The sequence below is a fragment of the Moritella sp. genome, assembly GCF_013215705.1.
GTDB lineage: Bacteria > Pseudomonadota > Gammaproteobacteria > Enterobacterales > Moritellaceae > Moritella.
The window spans coordinates 93,479-112,127 of the sequence record NZ_JABSQR010000016.1 but is presented as its reverse complement, the minus strand read 5'-3'; the positions used below and the strand labels follow the sequence as shown (position 1 = coordinate 112,127).

Below are 18,649 nucleotides of genomic sequence, written 5' to 3'. Positions count from 1 at the left end.
ACAAGGTCTTAATATGTCGAATTTCAGCTCGCGTCCGCCCGCAGAACAGCGCGCCCTTACTGCATTAGCCGCGACCACCAAACATGCATTTGTCACTGGTGCTGGTGGTTTTTTAGGCACCAGTATCTGCCTGGCATTAACTGCCGCCGGTATTAAAGTAACCGGGTTCGCCCGTGGTCATTATCCGCACTTATCAACGTTAGGTGTCAACATGGTACAGGGCGACATCTGTGATTTGTCGGCGCTCACAGCGGCGATGAAGGACTGTGACTTGGTCTTTCATGTCGCATCCAAAGCGGGTGTATGGGGTTCGCAAGCTGATTATTATCGACCTAATGTGGAAGGGTCTGCCAATATCATTCAGGCTAGTCAGTCACTGGCTATCGAGCGCTTAGTATATACCAGCACCCCAAGTGTGACATTTACGGGCGAAGACGAAGCTGGGATCAATGAATCGCAACCTTACGCTCAATCATTCTTAAATTATTATGCGCAATCCAAAGCGCTGGCCGAGAAAATGGTACTGGCCGCGAATAGCGATAGACTCAAAACCGTTGCCTTAAGGCCACATTTAATTTGGGGACCCGGTGATCCACATCTGGTGCCACGCGTCATTGCCCGAGCCAAACTCGGTCGATTAAAATTAGTCGGTAAAGAAGATAAACTGGTTGATACTATCTACATTGATAATGCTGCTTATGCCCATATTCTGGCTGCGCTAAGACTCGCAGACCCCACGCCAAGTTGCGCCGGTAATAGTTATTTTGTCAGTAATGATCAACCGATCACGATGGCCAGCATGCTCAATAAAATACTTGATTGTGCCGATTTACCACCGGTGACGAAACGCGTACCAGCACTACTGGCCTACATAGTCGGTACCGTGCTAGAGAAGGTATACCAGTGGCTTGGCAAAACCCAAGAGCCGATGATGACGCGTTTTGTCGCTCGTCAATTGTCGACTAGTCATTACTTTGATATCAGCGCGGCTAAAGCCGATCTGGGTTACCAGCCTCTGGTGTCTATTGACGAAGGTATGCAGCGCCTTAAAGCCTCCTTATCAGCAGACATTAAAGTTTAAGATTTAAAGGATAAAATTAACATTACATAAAGTAGGGGTTAATTGAAATTAACAAATTGCGATTCTTCCATTCACTAGGCTTTACCCTATTAATTTTCAATTCGTCGAGTTCCATCATCGCGGGCTTAAACCGTTTCTGAAAGTAATCGTACCTCACGCTGTGGAAAGGGTATGGTTATTCCGTCTTGCTTCAGTGCCTGAAACATCTTCAAATTAGCGCTGTATTTCACTTCATAATAGTTTTTCGTCGGCACCCAGAAACGTATGCCCAAATTAATTGAACTATCGCCAAAGGCTTCAATGCCTATTTTCACAGCTGGATCTTTGGCTACTGCATCAATGCTAGCCAGCGCGGTACCCAAAGTGGCAATGGCCTGTTCTGGATCGTCGTTGTAACTAATGCCGATAGAAGCTTCCACTAACATGTATTCGAAGGAATTATGCAGAATTTCACCAACGATGTGCTTGTTGGGGATACGGATCTCATCACCCTCTTCATTCGTGAGGATAGTCATCCCGAGAGTGATCTCCTTAACCACGCCAATGACCCCTTGGATTTTGACGGTATGACCCACCACAAACGGGCGAGTTAAAATAATGGTAACCCCAGCGGCGTAGTTTGACAGCATACCCTGTAGGGCCAAACCCGCACCCAATGCCAACGCACCTACGGCAGCAATAAACGGCGCCACACTGATCCCGAGTTTACCCAATGCAATAACAGCGACCATCACAATAACGAGCATGCGCACAGCGTTGGAAATAAATCCGCTCAGGGTGACATCAACATCATGCTTTACACATTGGGCTGCAATAAAGCGTTGAACTTTACCTGCCACCCACAAGCCGATGATGAAGATAATCATCGCACCAAAAATCTGGAAACTGTATTCCACCACAAATTCAGTTATTATGGTATACACGTTCTGTAGTTGTTCTAGCTCTTCTTTTAACGCGATCTCGTCCATATTGTTGTCCTTTAATTCTCTGAATAATGATACTGCTTGCCAATACTTATTGGCGTTCGCTCAATTATGTTTATGTCTATGGCTTGGCTGTTTATCTCATCACAGCTTATGATACGGAATTCTATATATAAGACTAGGTTATCGAGAACAAAAGAGGTTTTTAGTTATTACGCTAAGATCGTAACTGGCAGAAATTCGACAGTAAGTCTGAGTTGAGGATGATGACTGAAAGGTTAATGGGATAGTGAGCGTGACGTCGTCACACTCACTATCTGAAAATAATAAAGAGCCCCTTATAATTAGAAGCCTTAAATATTATATTTTGAATGAACCTACATGAAGATCTAAAGTTTGAGCAAGCTGCTCTAGGGTTTTACTCGAAGTTTCTAGCTCCTGACTAGCGATCAAGCCTTCTTGAACAGAGTTATTGACCAAATCCATATTGATATTGATTTCATTTGCTACACAAGATTGCTCTTCGGTAGCCGTTGCGACTTGGGTATTCATATCAAGGATTGTAATGACTTGCACTGATATTTTTTCGAGCATTTCCAGAGCTTGAGCGGTGGTTCTTGTACCTTCTTCGGTTAAAGTTCGACTACTCTCCATCGCCTCTACCGCATTTTTTGCCTCATGCTGTAACTGATTAATCATATTTTGAATTTCATCGGTCGACTGTGCAGTTTTAGTAGCAAGATTTCTGACTTCATCTGCGACGACAGCAAAACCTCGACCAGCCTCACCGGCTCGAGCAGCTTCAATTGCAGCGTTGAGTGCAAGGAGATTAGTCTGCTCTGAAACACCTCTTATCACGTCGAGAATGGACCCGATTGACTGTGTTTTTCCCGCTAATGATGTGATAACCGATGACATATTATTCATTTCACCACCAAGGTTATTGATGGTATTAGATGAGTCTTGTAATGTTTTACGCCCTGCTTGAGTTTCGCTATTTGCACCATTAGCCGAATTTGCTGCACCCGCCGCATTTTGCGATATTTCATTAATAGTCGCGATCATTTCATTTATTGAAGTTGCGACTAATAACGTTCGTTCGCTTTGCGCTTGACCTCTTGATAACCCTAGCTGAGACTGACTGCGAAGTTCAGTCGCTGAACGACCTATACCTAAGCCCGTTTCGACAACTTTGGAAATTATTTCATTAATATTACCCACAAAAATATTGAATGCTTTAGAAATATGGGCTATTTCATCTGTTCCTTGTACAGGTAACCTAACGGTAAGGTCTCCATCGCCTTTTGATATATCTTCTAATGCCTGTTGCAAGCCAACAAGCGGTTTGAAAAATCGACCCAGTAGCCACATCAACACGCAGGCACATATCAGAAAAATGGCGGTGATTGCGATTAACTGAGTGAGCACAATGTCTGTTACAGCATCATCTACTTCTGAAATTGGGATGCCAATATCAAAAGCACCCAATAGCTCACCATTCTTATCGTAAACGGGGACCATTATGTCGTACACCCACATTTGTTGTACATCCGCATACCATTTAGAGAATTTTTGCTCTCCTTTCCCTGCGCCCGCCATGGTGTAGTTATCTTTATAAATCTTATTTAACTTGTTTATATCGCTATGTGCAACAGCCTGAATTTTTCGGTCAATGAAAACCGCGTAGATAATATCTGAACGCTCTGAAAGTGACACTACTAACTCTTGTAAATCAACCAATGGCTGGGCAGACTTTTGTAATACATACTCGACATTTTTAGCAATTACTTCAGCCTTTGCTTGGGATTTTTTTAATATAATGTCATCAATTTTTTGATTAGATATATAAGCAGTAGAGGTGATACTTGTTATGCCTGCGATCGCAAACATTACCAATACCGTTATTAATATTAAATTTTTCATACACGACATCCTTGGTGTTATCATCCAGTTAAAGTAATTAAATACGGTGTATTTATTCCACTTTTTATCATCTAGAATCAGTAGATTACAATAATTAAAACATTCTCCCCCCGCTTATGAATCAGAGCATAGGTTGAGAAATTAGAATAACATGGCGCCATGTTACAGGACATTGAAAATTGTTCATTTAAGGTGCGTTTACAGCTACTGAATCTACTTTTTACAATTGTAATGGCTCATTGGTGACATTCTTAATCTAGAAATCAAATCGTCGATATACGGCCGATTGAACATGAAGGGAATGATACGCAGTCTCATTTTCACTATTCAGACAAAAAGTCCTCTCTAATGCTTATTTTACCACTTTAAAACTAACTTTAACCCGTAATTCTGGATGGATCATTTTGCGCTGTCTTAATGAACATCCCTTTCGCATCGATTCTAATGAAAATGCTTATTTGTAATACTTTTGTAATATGCGATACAAGTCACTATAGAAGGGAGAGCGCTTTTGCATAATATCTAATCTAACCAAGGCTGGATCACAGCAACTATGTATCGGTTGCGCAACAAACATGAAAAATGATGCCTGACTTTTAGTTGAAACGATTAAATTCCAAAATCAAAGACAGAAATTTTTCTTTCTTTGCAGTTCCTAATGAACCGAAAACCTTATCATCGATTTCTTCCACAACACTAATTGCTTGCAGAGTTAGGTCTTTACCTGTTTCAGACAGTTTTAAAACAAAACTTCGTGAATCATTTAGTGCTTTACTTTTTACCACCAATTTATTTTCAACTAATCTTTTCAAGGCTTTAGACAAAGTCATTTTATCAATACTTGTTAAGGCCGATATTTTAGCTTGAGAAGGACTGGTTTGTTCTTTTTCACACCAAAGAGTCGCAGCAAGGATAACAAATTGAGTATGGTTTAATCCTAACGGCTTCAGGTTTACTGCAATTGCTGTATTCCATTTCGTGTACAAGTTCCAAAATTGCAATCCGATACTACCCATGGGGTCATCTGCTTTGAATATCATTTATTTCTCCGCTAAACTTTTCAGACCTTTGAGTGTAATAGGTAAACCGTTCTTAATTTTCTTACCAATTATATTGCGAAACACAACACTAAGTAGCCCCTTAAATCTAACCTTATGTGTTACCAAAACAGTGTCGCCTTTCGATATTAAATGATGTTCAAAATGCATGACACAAAAAGGTAATTTACTCTCAACTGTAAAAGATTTATCTTCTGCTACTTCGGATAGCTGGATTTTAGATTTTGGGCCTTTTGATGGCGTTAAACTACCAAAACTCCCCTTTATAAACGAACCGTTTAAGCTAGATTCTTTGACTTCTTTATCCCAAACATACCAATTAGAGACATTTTTATAAATCGAGAATATGTGCTGTGGAGTTGAGTTAATTTCGATGTTTTCTTCAATAATCATGTATTTTCTCTGCTAATGAATGACAATAAATAGTAAACGAGTTTACTATTTATTGTCAACTTCCTGATAACTTCGATTAAGAGAAGATCCAACTATACCAAAGAAAGATGCTCCACAAGCTTTTCGATAGCTATGTAGGCATCGCTAAGAGATTTCTCATGCCTTTCATCATCAAACTCTTGATACTCTGATTTAATGTAAGCGGTTGGTTAAGCGGCCAAGCCTGATATCATCAGGCTTTTAGACCTGCATTCCAAGGTAATAAATCACTTAAATCAGCAAGTCCATCCCACTGCGGCAGTTCTATGAAGAATTTTTGGAAGTATAAATACGGATTTATATCGTTCGCACGGCAAGTCATCACAATACTGTAAAGTACTGCGCTCGCATCTGCACCATCCACTGATTGACTGAACATCCAATTTTTCCGACCTGTGGTAAATGGCCTGATATCACGTTCAGTGACGTTATTATCAATCCCTAATTCACCCGAATAAAGATAACGCCTCAGCTTTCCCATTGATTTAAGGTATAGCTAATGACCACGCCTATTTTACTTTTGGGCTGCGCGGTTAAGGCATCGTGAAACTTACGTCTTGCATGAGCCCAACAACCAACAGGAATTATATCGTCGATTTTTTCATAAGCACTGTAACCATCGCATTGTAAATAACCTGAAAACCCCATTAAGAATGCTTTAGGGCAGCGACGTGCGCGACTCGGTTGGTAATCGTAGATTACAACCGGCTTTGCCGTGTATTCATTGCTACGATAAACCCACATGTATGATTTTTGCTGTGCAGTTCAATCTTTTTCATCAAGTACTTGGATCGTTGATTGAGCAAGTAAATGTGTTTTCATAACCAAGATGTTCATCTAGCTCTGCATTGAGCGCAGTTTCAACGGTGATGTTAGTGAGAGTTTGACTAAAATAGAGGAGATTTTGCTGAGATTTCAAGATTTTGCAGCTTCCTTTGCACAGGCTTCTAGTGCTTGCGTTGTCATAATTGCCTATCCTTAATATGATTAAGTTAATGATAGGCAATTACACAGATTTCGGGACAGGGCTCCTTAAGTGAGCGGCATTACCCACAAGGAGCGCTTTAACTCATCTTTTATGACATTTATATTTTAACGTTAATAACCTTGCTGACAACAGCACCGTCATTATCGATTATCTTCAATGTCACAACATGATGACCGTATGAAGGAAACATTGCCGTAATAAGACGACCATGCTTAGTCTTGCCATTCGGTAATTGCCATTCAGTATCAACAATACGACCATCACTGTCAGTACTGGTTGACCATAATGTCACCAGACGACCTAAGTGAATATATTTCGCATCAACTTCAGGTTCAACATTTGGAGAAACAACCTCAATTGTCTCAGATACTGTCGCTGTTACGCCATCATTATCAGTTACCGTCAGGGTTACCGTGTAACTGCCACTTTCAGTATACTGCCACACTGGTGAGATTTCATCACTGATCTGACCGCTGCCAAAATCCCATAGATATTTAGAAATCTGACCATCACTATCAGTACTTCTGTTTGTGGCAGTAACCTCGAGTCCGTCAACAACAAAGTCAAATATAGCTTGAGGTGCAACATTTTCAGCCTCTGAATAAGACACTTTTAGAACACCATATTCGTTGTTTTCAGCCTGCTTCAGTATATCAATAACAAGACCATATTCGGTCACGATACGCCCTGAATCCGGCGCTTGTGGCAAACTGTAATCTTGATTATCAGCAAAATGACCATTGGCAGCAAGATTACTATCTTCCAATACATTGCCATCACGAGCAGTCAAACTAAATTCAGTTTGATCATGTAATGAGAAAGCAGCATCACGAACTTGAAAACGAGTTTGTGCAGGGAGGCCAGTATCCGACCATAATAGCGCGTTCTGATCAGCATCTAAAATACCAAGCCAACCTTGACCAGGATGTTTACCTACCGCGTTATCCTTAAATGAATCATCAACGTACCAAATAATCAATCCGGGTTCGAACGTCACTAACTGACCCATACGTTTAATATTTTTCAAGCCTTCATCAACGTCGTTATGACTACGCCATTGTAGTAAATAATAGTGATTAGACTCGTAGAAACCAGTGTTAGCCTTAAAGCCATTAAGAGCAAACGTCGACGTTGATTCTACATCATCAATCAGCGTACGTTCACCATCACTAACCAGAGCAATGTTATCAAGGAACAGTCCTTTCATTGCCAGACCACCATCCGTGATGTAATCAAAACCAAGCGTAACAGTTTGTCCAGCGTAAGCCGACAGATCAAATTCTGCATCGATCCAACCATCAGATTCACCACCAATAGCCGGGGCTAAACCAGTATTAAGCGGATCATCCAGCGTCGTAATATTACCTGAGATTGGTTTACCGTTAATCAGCACACGGGCAAAGTCATAATCCTTTTCTATTTGATACCAAGCTTTAAATACCAGTTTAACGACATCTGCAGCTGGAATATCTAAGCTTCTGCTCATCGAATTGTTCAGGCCGTCACCCTGTTCGGAATGGAACTGAGCCGTCCCTTCGAACGGTTTTAATCCTTCGCTTTTCTTCATAGGTAAGTCAATGCGTACCATATTCGGACGATCGTTATCTGTAGTTTGGAACAAGGTAAAGAATAAATCTTTCTCTTTTATCTCTTCAATAGATAATCGCTCATCATTGATCCAGCGGCCACCAATTGCAGTTTGTAAGAAAGTTTTAGCCCATGAGCTGAATGCTGTCGGTTGGGTTCCACCAATTTTACCAGCCCAACTACCAGAAGACATGATTGACCAATAAGAAACAGGTTCGCCAGCGCCACTATACTGAGTATCATACTCATCAGGCAGGCCTAAATCGTGACCATATTCGTGCGCACAAACCCCTGCTGCGGCGTCTATTGGTTGGATCGTATAATCAAACGCTGCATAGTTACCATTAAATTGTTCCGGCACAGAACTTGTCGTACCTTCAAGTACATATGGCTGACCAAGATTAAAACGGTGTGACCAAATCGCATCAGGACCCAGTACACCACCACCTGCTTCTTCGCCAACAGAGGCATGAAAGACCATGAGATGATCGATAACACCATCTGGTTCACGGAAGTTACCATCACCGTCAAAGTCATAACGATCTTCGATATCATAGTCGGCCAGATTCACACTCGGATCTTTAGCCAGCTGTGCCAGCGCCTCGCGCACTAACGCTTGGGCATTTTTGTCATTGTCGGTTGTCGCAGAGTTGCCTCCGTAATAAGCGGCATTATTCTCCGCTGTATACCAACCTGTAGCTTGACCGGCAACACTGTAACTATCTCCTGATTCTTGCTCGTAATATTGACGCATAGAGATAAAATTATTGCCTTTCGGACCGGTATAACCAGTATCTGAGAATAGCAGGTTCTGATAATGCGTAGGTGAATAACTAGGGTAAAGCATCGAAGTATGCTCTTCAGTCAGCTGGTTATCATCCCATGGAAGGTCGGGGAAATCGATCAAAAGAGCCAAGACTTTATCGGTGCGCTTATTCGTAATTTCCAGCGCAAAGACACTCGACTTTTTCAATCCCTGTTGTTTCTCGATAACATTAATAATGCGACTTTGATGAAGTTTGGCTTGCTTCCCAAATTGAGCATCACCACTAAATCCATGTTTTATCTTATTGTCTAAATAGCTTTTTACTGCATCTGACCTTTCCTGTAATGACGCTGAATCATCAAGTAATCCCCTGCGAACCAGCATTTCGGCCAACTTATCTTCATTAACCACCCCCAAGTCTACTGGAGTTTTCGCATGTACAGCATTGACACCAAGTAAACTGATTATCGCTGTCGCAACCAATGTATGTTTGAGTTTCTTCATTAATATTTCCTTGTTATTATTTTCCATTTTATTATCACCACACTCCGCAGAACCTGTTAATGAGGATCAGCAAACATGTTGATTGATTCCCTATGAGTATTCTCTAACCGGGATTAGTCGGGCGGTAGAATGCAGGTATTTTTTTCATTCGAATTTGCAGGCTCCGAATTAGGCATTTCTGCATGTAAGTCGTTAGCAGTATTGACGTCAGAAGTATCGCTATCGGGATACACCGAATGCTTTATATTACTCGGTTTATTCATGCTGTTATGACGCTGTTTACGCTGTAAATATATCGCTAAAGCCTTTTGTTGTTGATCGCGATTAAGACCGTCGCAAATAACACCTCTGGATATCAAGGCACCGAGTAACCTTTCATTTTCATCCGCAGGAACAGAAGCAAATACTAAGTGACTAATAAGCGACATTACCAAACAAAAAACTATTTTCATTTCATCACCCTCGCTTTGTAAATTATTTGTAAATGTTTAGTTAAGTTATTACTAATGGAATTTATTGCAAAATAAATACACTGAACTTGTGAGGTATTCCAAAAGTAATAGAAATAATTCGTACATACATCACACTTTAGATGTTTTTATAACTAAGATTCATAACACTGTAATCATAAACATGGCCTAAACTGATTGATTATTAACCACTAAATATATATTTATAGGCAATATCATGTATCAAAAATATAAATTATCAATTTGGGTATTATCAGTCCGAACATGGGATATTTAAAAATAAAAGGGAGGAGAAGTAATGTGGCTGATATGACTGAATTTTAACTCTGTAACAAGATAACGAACGAGTTCATGATGGGCTGGGTTACACTAAATTAAAGTCTTATAATGATATTTCTTCCTGTATTGACGCATACTCTAATGCTCGAGAATATTCAAAGGTTACATTATGAAAATGTTTGCTATCAATTATATTTGTATTGGTATGTATTTTTTTAAAACGTCAGCAATATTGGAGTTCGATTAAAGCCTGAAATAAAAAGCAGGTGGTGTGGCTTATACCATAGTGTATGAACGCAAGCGGTTAGTTAAACAGTGAAGCCTGATATCATCAGGCTTCTAGGTCTGCATTCCAAGGCAAGTCATCACAATACTGTAAGGTATAGCCTATTTTACTTTTCGGGGTGACTGTTGTTGCACTTTTGCTTAGCCATTCGTGAAATTGATGCAAGACTGGTTCTGATTTTTACTCAATCGCGTACAGCGATTGAATGTAATTTAACGCCACTAGTGCTGCAAACAACGACGGTCTGAATTTTAGATACTTTTATCCTACAACGGTTATGTATCATTTTCCTATCATTCGAATACGCTATTAGGTTAAATCGCTATTTTCCCATAACACCGCACCTTTACCTGTCTGTGCTAATATGTCTTGCGGGTTTCTTAGTCTGCACTTATTGATAGATAGGCATCCACAACCAATGCATTCATCAAGCTCATCTCTCAACGTTTGTAAACGATTAATACGTTCGTCCAACTGTAACTTCCACACATTAGCCATCACTCTCCACTCTTCTTCAGTGGGGGCGTTATCTTTGGGTAAATGCGATAGTGCTAGTGTAATTTCTTGCAAAGACATACCCAATTTTTGCGCCATTTTAATCACTGCGATTCGCCTTAATACACTGCGATCATAACGGCGCTGATTACCCGTATTACGCCAACTTTGAATAAGCCCTTTCTGCTCATAAAAATGTAAGGTTGATACTTTAACAACAGCCCTTTTGGCTACTTGCCCAACACTCATTTCCATCTCACTCTCCCTGTTATTTTATATTTAAGTCTATGAAAATATCGCTTTACCTCAACTTAACTTGAGGTATTAGACTAGCACTAAATAAACATAAATAATAATAAAAAGCATGGAGCATAATATGAGAAATAGAACGGTCCCCTATCTATTCGCACGTTTTTTTGATGGTATTTCATCTGGGATGTTTATGATGGCGTTACCATGGATCATGCTTTCAGAAGAAGGTATGGGTATGTTCGTAGCGATTACGGCATTAGTTTGTACCTCTGTATCATTTGTTTTCACCCCATTTTTTGCCACTTCGATAGATCGCTACTCTAGAAAAAAGATTCTGATATTCATGCAGTTAATACAAGCAACGACTGCAATGATGGTGTTCGTTACTTATTACAATGGAATTCAGTCTCACTGGCTTTTGGCTTTTGCTCAGTTAATTTTTTGGTTAAGTAATGATTTAGCCTGGAGTTGTAATAATGCCTTCACACAAGAAAACTATCGTCAGGATGAATACGCGAAAATATCGAGTTATCAAGAAGTTGTGATGCAAGTCACCACACTTGGGGCGGGCGCATTAGGGATCATTTTACTTGAATACTGGTCAATGCTTGAATTTTCATTTTTAGCGGTATTCGCTTCAATCCTGTCTGGCTTATGTTATATCGCGACCCCTTACCAGCGCCAGTTCCGTCCATCCTTAAAAGAGGCATTCTTTAAACAGCTTGTAGCAAGCAAAAGCATATTTTCTAAACAAAAACACTTCTATACATTTTTGGCATTATCTTGCTTGTCTTATCCAGTATTGACCTTTCTGGTAAAACTTGTCCCTATCTATTTCGCTGAACAAGGCATTAGCGGTAGTTGGTTTGCGACATGGAAAATGAGTTATGGTCTAGGTGCATTACTCAGTGGATTGTTAATTGCTCACCTTTTAAGGCGTTATGATCATGACAATGCCATGATAGTTTCAATTCTAGTTATGGCGATCTTACTTCTTGTTATGGGATCTTATCTGTCCCCTACTTTGATTATATTACTTACTATTATCCTTGGTTTTTTCAATTCATATAATCGTATTGCGAGAACCAATAAGATGCATCATGTCATTGCGATGGAAGAAAGAGGGCGAGTTGAAGGTGGATTAAAACTGTTTTCTACACTAGCGCAAAGCTTGAGTTACGTCGTTATTGCGCTGTTAAGTTACTTACAACTCACAGCCTTGGGGTTCATTATTATCGGGATAGTATTGCTGTTCGCAGGGGTGATGATGCTGCACTTAAAACAGCGTTCAAATATTAAAATATTTATAAATCAAGCTGAAATTATCGGTCACTAGTCAGTACTCATTGTGTATTCTTGATGGCTGTATTGAGGTTAACGCTCAAATCAGCTGCCCCTTAAGTATCAGCTTTATTTTTTGATATGTGTATTTTATATTGATACTCAATAGCTTCAGGAATGCCACAAAGTGTTAGCTCTTTTACTGCAATTTCTCGATCTTTTGTTAATTAAAACCTAGATCGCCAAACGTTAGCTGTCGATTTGAGTAACTGGTTATACCGATGATTATAAGTTACGGTACATTGAATCATTTAGTGTCTCGATTAATTGATCAAATTCCGTCCGAGATTTTCTGCTATTTCCGATAGACCCTTTATTGCCACTTACCTTCGTAATTACCAATCTGTATTGTGCTCTGAGAAAAAAGCCAAGAATGAAAAATAAGCTCATGAAAAAAACCGAACTCACTAACTGAGGATCTTCTACACTCGGAAAAAAATTTGGTATAAAAATAGTTAATATAAACCCAGGAAAAAATGAGAAAAGCAGTCCCCAGAATGAAAGAGTTAAACCAGCTATAATCTTTTTCTTTACATCAGATTCGAGGACTTCAAGAGCAGCTATTTTCGATAATGGTTCGACATGTCCAAGGTACTCAAAGGTGCTGTCAGAGACCTTGTATTTACCGCCAAAAAACTCCTGTTCCATATCAAACCTTCCTTGAACTTCTAACATTTTTATAATAAGACGTTTCAAATTAACTCGCCGCGACAAAGAGTAACTAATCAACTGAAAAGTAAGATTATATTATAAATTGATTGATTACCAATTTCAGGGGGAACGAACCGTCCTGTAAATTATTTATTTAGTCTTATCAGTTATATACGAGACTAGCTATGTGACTGAGTATATTGATATTAATTTTTAGCTACAAGATAAATCTGACTGTTTTTTAACAAACCGTGACGGCTTTGGCCAAAATACCAATAACACTATATAAAATTATTCCATCGCACCGCTTTCATTAAGCACAAATATGGTCAGTAAAATTAAAGTTGCTAAAATTTAAATATAGAAAAATTTATGGCTAAGTGTCATGAACAAAATATGAATGAGTAGAAGCACTAACAAAGAAAGGGGCATTTTCAAGTTAGCTACGCGACCCAACTCATTCATGGACAAAAATAATTCATGACTAAAACTAACTAAGTTCTGGATACAAGTCGATGCCGATTTGTATCTCAAACCAGCTTGCCTTAAGTTTAATAAAAAGATGGCTTCGGACTTGTTCAATACCCGAATAGATGTCGGCTGCGCGGCACCTATTCTTGTTGTTAAAAATTACCAGCCACAACGGTCTCTAAGCGGCTGTATGATATTTGCTAAACCAGCGGTATTGAAAACCGCTGTAACGGAGCTTTCATTGTACAACGTTACTTGAGTAACTAACTTAGATGAATCAAGCAGCTCTTTTATGAACGGAATTGGCTCGTTGTGATATGTGGTATTTTTGTCAGTAGACATACTCCAGCTTTGAGTAATGGCTTTATTAGTACCGACTCGAGTCAGAACCGAAGCTTCGCGACCAAGATAGTCATTCCAGCCAATATAGAGATCTGTTGTATTACTTTTACACCTTACAACCAGATAAACCGGTTTACCCCATCGGTTTTTCCCAGAATCAGCATTCAGAGTCAATGTAACGGCCTTAGAACCACCATCTACGGATACATACCACTTTCCTTTACCCACGAACGATGCTGGTTTAACTTGACGAACATTAAGTTTTTTAGCGGCGGTCAAATTATCAAAGCACTCAAGTCTAGCCTGATCCCCTTCAACGATAGCGCATTTAGCATATTCTTTTTCATTTATTGCAGCGTTCGCGTTTGCAGCCAACAACAGCGAGGCTGCAACCAGTAAAATTTGTCTCATCATCTTCAGATTTTTCCTTGCGATGCTTAACGCTTTAATATTCTTTATGAACAACACCTTACCAATTTATGGCGGTAAGGTAAACGACCAGTAACTATTGATGATTATTCTCGTGCAGTACGCCGCATTTCTGCTTACTTTGACCTTTCATCAGATAAGTTCACAACTTCCAATCTAAGCCCGCAACAATTGCAAAAGACATGACCAAAAGGCCCGCAAGCAGATGAGAACAATATTTCTCACGTACAGATAACATTGAACAGGTACTGTTATCGTGCTTTTCTCTTTGCGATACTTTTTGCTATACTCTGCCATCGGCAAACACACTGTGATGACAGTAACTTAAACTCTATTATTCTATTATTCTATTAATCGGCATCACTGCTGGATAAATATAAAGGCTTAACTTGGAATTATTAAACATTGACTGCCTTGGCAAATCGCTGCGACTGGAAGGCTCGCTAGCGGGCTGGCAACAAGTATTTTGGGACGACAAACTCGTGTCGGTGATCAACGCCTCGAGTGATAATGAGGGCAGTAAAACCCATGAGTTTGAACTCAGCCAGCACAGCGGTGATGCGCAGACACCCGCCAGCATCCTCATAAAACTCACCACCGAGCTGCTCTGGCAACCCTTTAAAATAGACTATGCCTTGTATGTTAATGAACAGCTCATTAACCAAGGTCAGCGCGACACCAAAGATATTGAACGGCAAACCCCGCAACATCCGGTTGCCGAAAAGAAAAAATTTAGCTTAATTGGCTTAGGCTCGCTGGCGTTAAAGTTATTAAAGAGCGCTAAGGTTATCAAGGTAGTGCTGGCCGGCGCCAGTCTAGCGGCTTATTCATGGCTATTTTCTTGGCAGTTTGCCCTCGCCTTAATTGCTTGTCTGGTGTTTCATGAATACGGCCATGTTAAAGCCATGAAATACTTTGGTATGAAAACCAAAGGCATTTACCTGATCCCGTTTATGGGCGGGTTAGCATTAGGCGATGATAAGATTAATACCCGTTGGCAAGATGTGGTGATCTCGATTATGGGTCCTACCTTTGGCTTGCTCATGTCGCTGTTGTCTCTGGTCGCCTACTGGCTAACAGGGGAAGTATTCTTTGCCGGACTAGCCAGCTTTAACGCCTTGCTGAATCTATTTAACCTGTTACCGATTTTACCGCTCGATGGTGGCCACATCCTCAAAAGCATTAGCTTTTCGATGAACAGCGTCGTAGGCCTAGTTGCTTGTATCGCAGGGGCCGTGGCCGGGATATTCATCAGCTATAGCTTAGGCTTGGCCCTGCTTGGCTTCATGCTGTTAATTGGTAGCGTCGAGATCGTATTTGAATGGCGTGGCCGTCATCAAAGCCATCTATTACCCCTCGACAGATACGGGCAGCTGTTTTCCGCTATCTGGTATGTGGCGACAGCAGGCGCGCTTATTGGTGTGATTTGGTACTTTGCCGGTATGGGCGATGAGTTACTTTCCCTACCACTACAGATATTACAAAGCTAATTACCAGCAGTGCCACCAGCCCATTGCAACCTGATTTTCTGCAATGGGCTTCGCTGTACTTTGTTATGCAAAGTGCTAAAGAAACACATCAAGGTAATCCAATCGAAAAACTGTACTTGAAGCTGCGAAGGTGATAAATCCAATGTGCAGGCCTAACGGAATAAGGAATTGTGAACCAATCGGCGCGGTCATATTGAACCCACATAATGTGCCTAATGAAGAGACGAAAAAGGTAGTATGAAGCTTAAGTGAAGAGTGTCAACTATCTTGAAAAACACCCTATTCAGTATACATAAAAAAGCTAAATGACCTCCGGCAAAGCCGGAGGCTTATTGGTTACGCTCTAAAAAAGCTTAAGTTAACGCTCAAAACGTCGTAGCATGTGTCATTTCATTTTTTTAATATTTTACTGAAATGACACTAAATTATAAATACTACCTTATTGATTGTGTAAACGATTAATATCATCACTCATTCGCTTCATGTCATCCATGATTGCGATTGCTTCAGGGGTCGGCGTTTTTTTGTTTTTCTGCTCCCGCTTCGCATTTTGGCTGATAAAATCACCCGCATAAATACCATCGGCAATGAGCATAGCGCCGCCACAATCGACATTATAGACTTGATCGTTATAATCAACTTTTGATAGCTCAATGATTTCTTCCAAACCATCTTCGGTATGTATTTTGGCCGAAATAGCTAACTTAGCCGCCATCATTGTGCCTGAATCTGACATAATCGGGTGATTGTCTGTGATCTGCAACACTTTACCAGATGCTGTTTCTATACGTATCAGCTGCTTTTCTAAACCTTTGTAGATTTCCGTAACCGTTACTTTTTCCTGCTCTGCCGTTAACAATACATCACCAATAGAAATTTCACTGATTTTTTTCACACAACCACCAGCCAATTTAATCAGGCTATCCTTGTGGAAACAGCCCCATCTGATTAATATATCCGGTATCTTGACCGTATTTGAGTCCGAATGATTGTATTTTCCACCTTCAGGTGGCTTTGAAGCACTCGTTATTGCAACATTTACGTCAAATATGTCGCCATTTGCCTTAACGGTTTCGATTCTGAAACTCCATCTTAATTTAACCCCAGTTAAGCAGGGACCCTCTGTTGTATAGTTATCTTTATGTAGCTTAACACCCCAGTCTTCGTCAAAATTAAAATCAACCTTCCATTGTCCAAGGAGCCCTGCTTCCTTACTAAAAGTTAAGTATTTATTCAAATCTGACGGTTTGTCATAGTGATATTTCACCAAGGTTTGTCCGTCATAAACTAACTGTAAGCCCCCAATATTTGATATTTGTGTCGGTCTCAGAAAAGGCGCTAATTTAAAAGATCCCTTAACTGGCAGCTTAGTTGTCACTAACTCACCATTCAGCACACCTTTATAAGTATAGTCCGTATGCTCACCAGCAGCAGCATCTCGATCATACATAACGTTAACGGTCGTGTCATTTAGACTATGGGGATCATCAATAACAAAGTCGGTGACAACACTCTGTCCATTAACCAATGTATAACCCTGAGTTTGTTCCTCGCTTGTATATGTAGCAGCGTCAGCATATACGTAGGTAAACTCAGTAACCACTTCAAGTTCATGATCATTAAATTGTCCTATGTCTGAATTTAACGCCTCGACTCTAGATTCAATGTCGGTCTCACTCGTATATTCACTTATGGTGTTTAGTACGGTTTCAGTGTTCAGATCGGTTAACGTTGAAACGACCATAATCATTGCTGCGTTATTAACTGTTGCAAAAGAATCGCATGCCACAGAACGTCTGTCAGATGCTGTCAGATTACCTTTACTACTTGCGCCATCGGTTATATAAATAGCACTCATCATAAAGCCTTTATCTAAAGCATCATCCCCAGTTTCTGCCTGTGTTTTTGGCGATTCAGGCGTTTTTAAAAGCGAATTATAGAGCGCGGGATACTTTTCTTTCGCAACCTTAGTACCACCGACATGCTTAAACATTGATTCTAACTTGTGAGTTTTAGCCATAAAGTTGTTAGCGTTAGTTATAAAATCATCAGCTTTATCAATTGCTTGGCTTACTTTATCTATCACGTTACAAATTGTGGTTATCGGTTTTTTATTTTCTTTAATCACCTTAACAGTACCGGTTTTACCTTTCAGACCTTGATGACCCTTAGTACCATCCTTGCCATTTTCTGTATCCGCACTCCAGGCACCATTCTTACCTGAAACCCCACCTTGACCGCTACCACCAACACGACCAACACGATTAGTCCATGTGATATCATTAGTAGTAGAACCCCAATATACCGTTACTTGAGTACCATCACCGCCATTACCGCCATTACCGCCGTCACCGCCGTCACCGCCCTTGCCGCCCTTAGGCCCATTTTTTTGACCATCACCACCATCACCACCATCACCACCATTACCACCATCACCACCATTAGAACCAACATTAAGTAATGATAAATTCATATCGGAGTCTTTGATTGTCAATGTATAATCCCCCAATGAAGAACCGTTATAAGCTGATGAGCCATCTCTGCCATTTTGCCCATTGGCACTCGTCGCTCCATCTTCACCCTTTTGACCTTTTTTTCCATCGATTCCATCTTCTGATACTATGATGATGTCGTAGTTCCAATTTTTTTTCTGACTGGAATTTAGATTTGTTGTCGGTATCTTGCCACCTAAAGAACCATCATCTTCAGTGATTTTATCAATCGTAAGCTCTGCACCGACCTTAATTTCAATATATCCTCCTCTTTGAAAGAATATTTCATCGTATTCTGTCGGATTTTCGATATCAGACACTATTAGTGGAAAATCAGGTGTTACCGTAGTTGTTCTTCCCATCATTACTTTCCTTGTTGTTTATAGGTT

Annotated in this window: 14 protein-coding genes and 1 pseudogene; 3 read left to right on the top strand and 12 right to left on the bottom strand. The window is 40.2% G+C overall.

Annotated elements, in window-relative coordinates; translation table 11 throughout:
- Positions 1–13: 13 nt before the first annotated feature.
- Positions 14–1,081 carry a 2-alkyl-3-oxoalkanoate reductase gene (gene oleD, locus HRT96_RS12345; RefSeq protein ID WP_293157000.1) on the top strand — a complete coding sequence of 356 codons (1,068 nt, stop codon included), beginning with the start codon at positions 14–16 and terminating at the stop codon, positions 1,079–1,081.
- 125 nt (positions 1,082–1,206) lie between these two features.
- Here the strand turns inward: oleD and HRT96_RS12340 are convergent, their stop codons facing one another.
- The 9 genes and pseudogenes from HRT96_RS12340 to soxR all read right to left on the bottom strand — a co-directional run bounded on the left by HRT96_RS12340 (position 1,207) and on the right by soxR (position 11,047).
- A complete protein-coding gene (locus HRT96_RS12340; protein ID WP_293156998.1) occupies positions 1,207–2,049 on the bottom strand; it encodes a mechanosensitive ion channel family protein in 843 nt (280 codons plus the stop codon).
- A gap of 315 nt (positions 2,050–2,364) precedes the next feature.
- Positions 2,365–3,927, bottom strand: a complete 1,563-nt coding sequence (locus HRT96_RS12335; protein ID WP_293156996.1) for a methyl-accepting chemotaxis protein — start codon at positions 3,925–3,927, stop codon at positions 2,365–2,367.
- Between the two features lie 596 nt (positions 3,928–4,523).
- Positions 4,524–4,967: a MarR family winged helix-turn-helix transcriptional regulator gene (locus HRT96_RS12330; protein ID WP_293156994.1), complete on the bottom strand. Its 444-nt coding sequence runs from the start codon at positions 4,965–4,967 to the stop codon at positions 4,524–4,526.
- Positions 4,968–5,378 carry a polyketide cyclase gene (locus tag HRT96_RS12325; RefSeq protein ID WP_293156992.1) on the bottom strand — a complete coding sequence of 137 codons (411 nt, stop codon included), beginning with the start codon at positions 5,376–5,378 and terminating at the stop codon, positions 4,968–4,970.
- A gap of 232 nt (positions 5,379–5,610) precedes the next feature.
- Positions 5,611–6,218 (bottom strand): annotated as a pseudogene (locus HRT96_RS12320) (transposase); the annotation flags it as partial.
- Positions 6,196–6,336 carry a hypothetical protein gene (locus tag HRT96_RS12315; protein ID WP_293157022.1) on the bottom strand — a complete coding sequence of 47 codons (141 nt, stop codon included), beginning with the start codon at positions 6,334–6,336 and terminating at the stop codon, positions 6,196–6,198. The gene HRT96_RS12315 and the pseudogene HRT96_RS12320, both read right to left, overlap by 23 nt.
- A gap of 166 nt (positions 6,337–6,502) precedes the next feature.
- The gene (locus HRT96_RS12310; RefSeq protein ID WP_293156990.1) at positions 6,503–9,262 is read right to left on the bottom strand and encodes an immune inhibitor A domain-containing protein; all 2,760 of its coding nucleotides are present in this window, start codon (positions 9,260–9,262) and stop codon (positions 6,503–6,505) included.
- 113 nt (positions 9,263–9,375) lie between these two features.
- Positions 9,376–9,714 (bottom strand): hypothetical protein, encoded by a 339-nt coding sequence (locus HRT96_RS12305; RefSeq protein WP_293156988.1) that lies wholly within the window; start codon positions 9,712–9,714, stop codon positions 9,376–9,378.
- Between the two features lie 892 nt (positions 9,715–10,606).
- Positions 10,607–11,047, bottom strand: a complete 441-nt coding sequence (gene soxR, locus HRT96_RS12300) for a redox-sensitive transcriptional activator SoxR (protein ID WP_293156986.1) — start codon at positions 11,045–11,047, stop codon at positions 10,607–10,609.
- A 121-nt stretch (positions 11,048–11,168) separates the two neighbouring features.
- Between soxR and HRT96_RS12295 the strand changes: the two genes are divergently transcribed.
- Positions 11,169–12,380, top strand: coding sequence for an MFS transporter (locus HRT96_RS12295; protein ID WP_293156984.1), 1,212 nt, complete (start codon positions 11,169–11,171; stop codon positions 12,378–12,380).
- 230 nt (positions 12,381–12,610) lie between these two features.
- Here HRT96_RS12295 and HRT96_RS12290 read toward each other — a convergent pair whose 3' ends face one another.
- Together HRT96_RS12290 and HRT96_RS12285 are read right to left on the bottom strand one after the other, a co-directional pair.
- Positions 12,611–13,033: a hypothetical protein gene (locus tag HRT96_RS12290; RefSeq protein ID WP_293156982.1), complete on the bottom strand. Its 423-nt coding sequence runs from the start codon at positions 13,031–13,033 to the stop codon at positions 12,611–12,613.
- Positions 13,034–13,666: 633 nt separating this feature from the next.
- A complete protein-coding gene (locus tag HRT96_RS12285; protein WP_293156980.1) occupies positions 13,667–14,263 on the bottom strand; it encodes a type VI secretion system-associated protein TagO in 597 nt (198 codons plus the stop codon).
- A 404-nt stretch (positions 14,264–14,667) separates the two neighbouring features.
- Between HRT96_RS12285 and HRT96_RS12280 the strand changes: the two genes are divergently transcribed.
- Positions 14,668–15,768, top strand: a complete 1,101-nt coding sequence (locus tag HRT96_RS12280) for a site-2 protease family protein (protein ID WP_293156977.1) — start codon at positions 14,668–14,670, stop codon at positions 15,766–15,768.
- 439 nt (positions 15,769–16,207) lie between these two features.
- Here HRT96_RS12280 and HRT96_RS12275 read toward each other — a convergent pair whose 3' ends face one another.
- On the bottom strand, positions 16,208–18,625 hold the full coding sequence (locus HRT96_RS12275) for a Hint domain-containing protein (protein WP_293156974.1): 2,418 nt from the start codon (positions 18,623–18,625) through the stop codon (positions 16,208–16,210).
- Positions 18,626–18,649 lie beyond the last annotated feature (24 nt).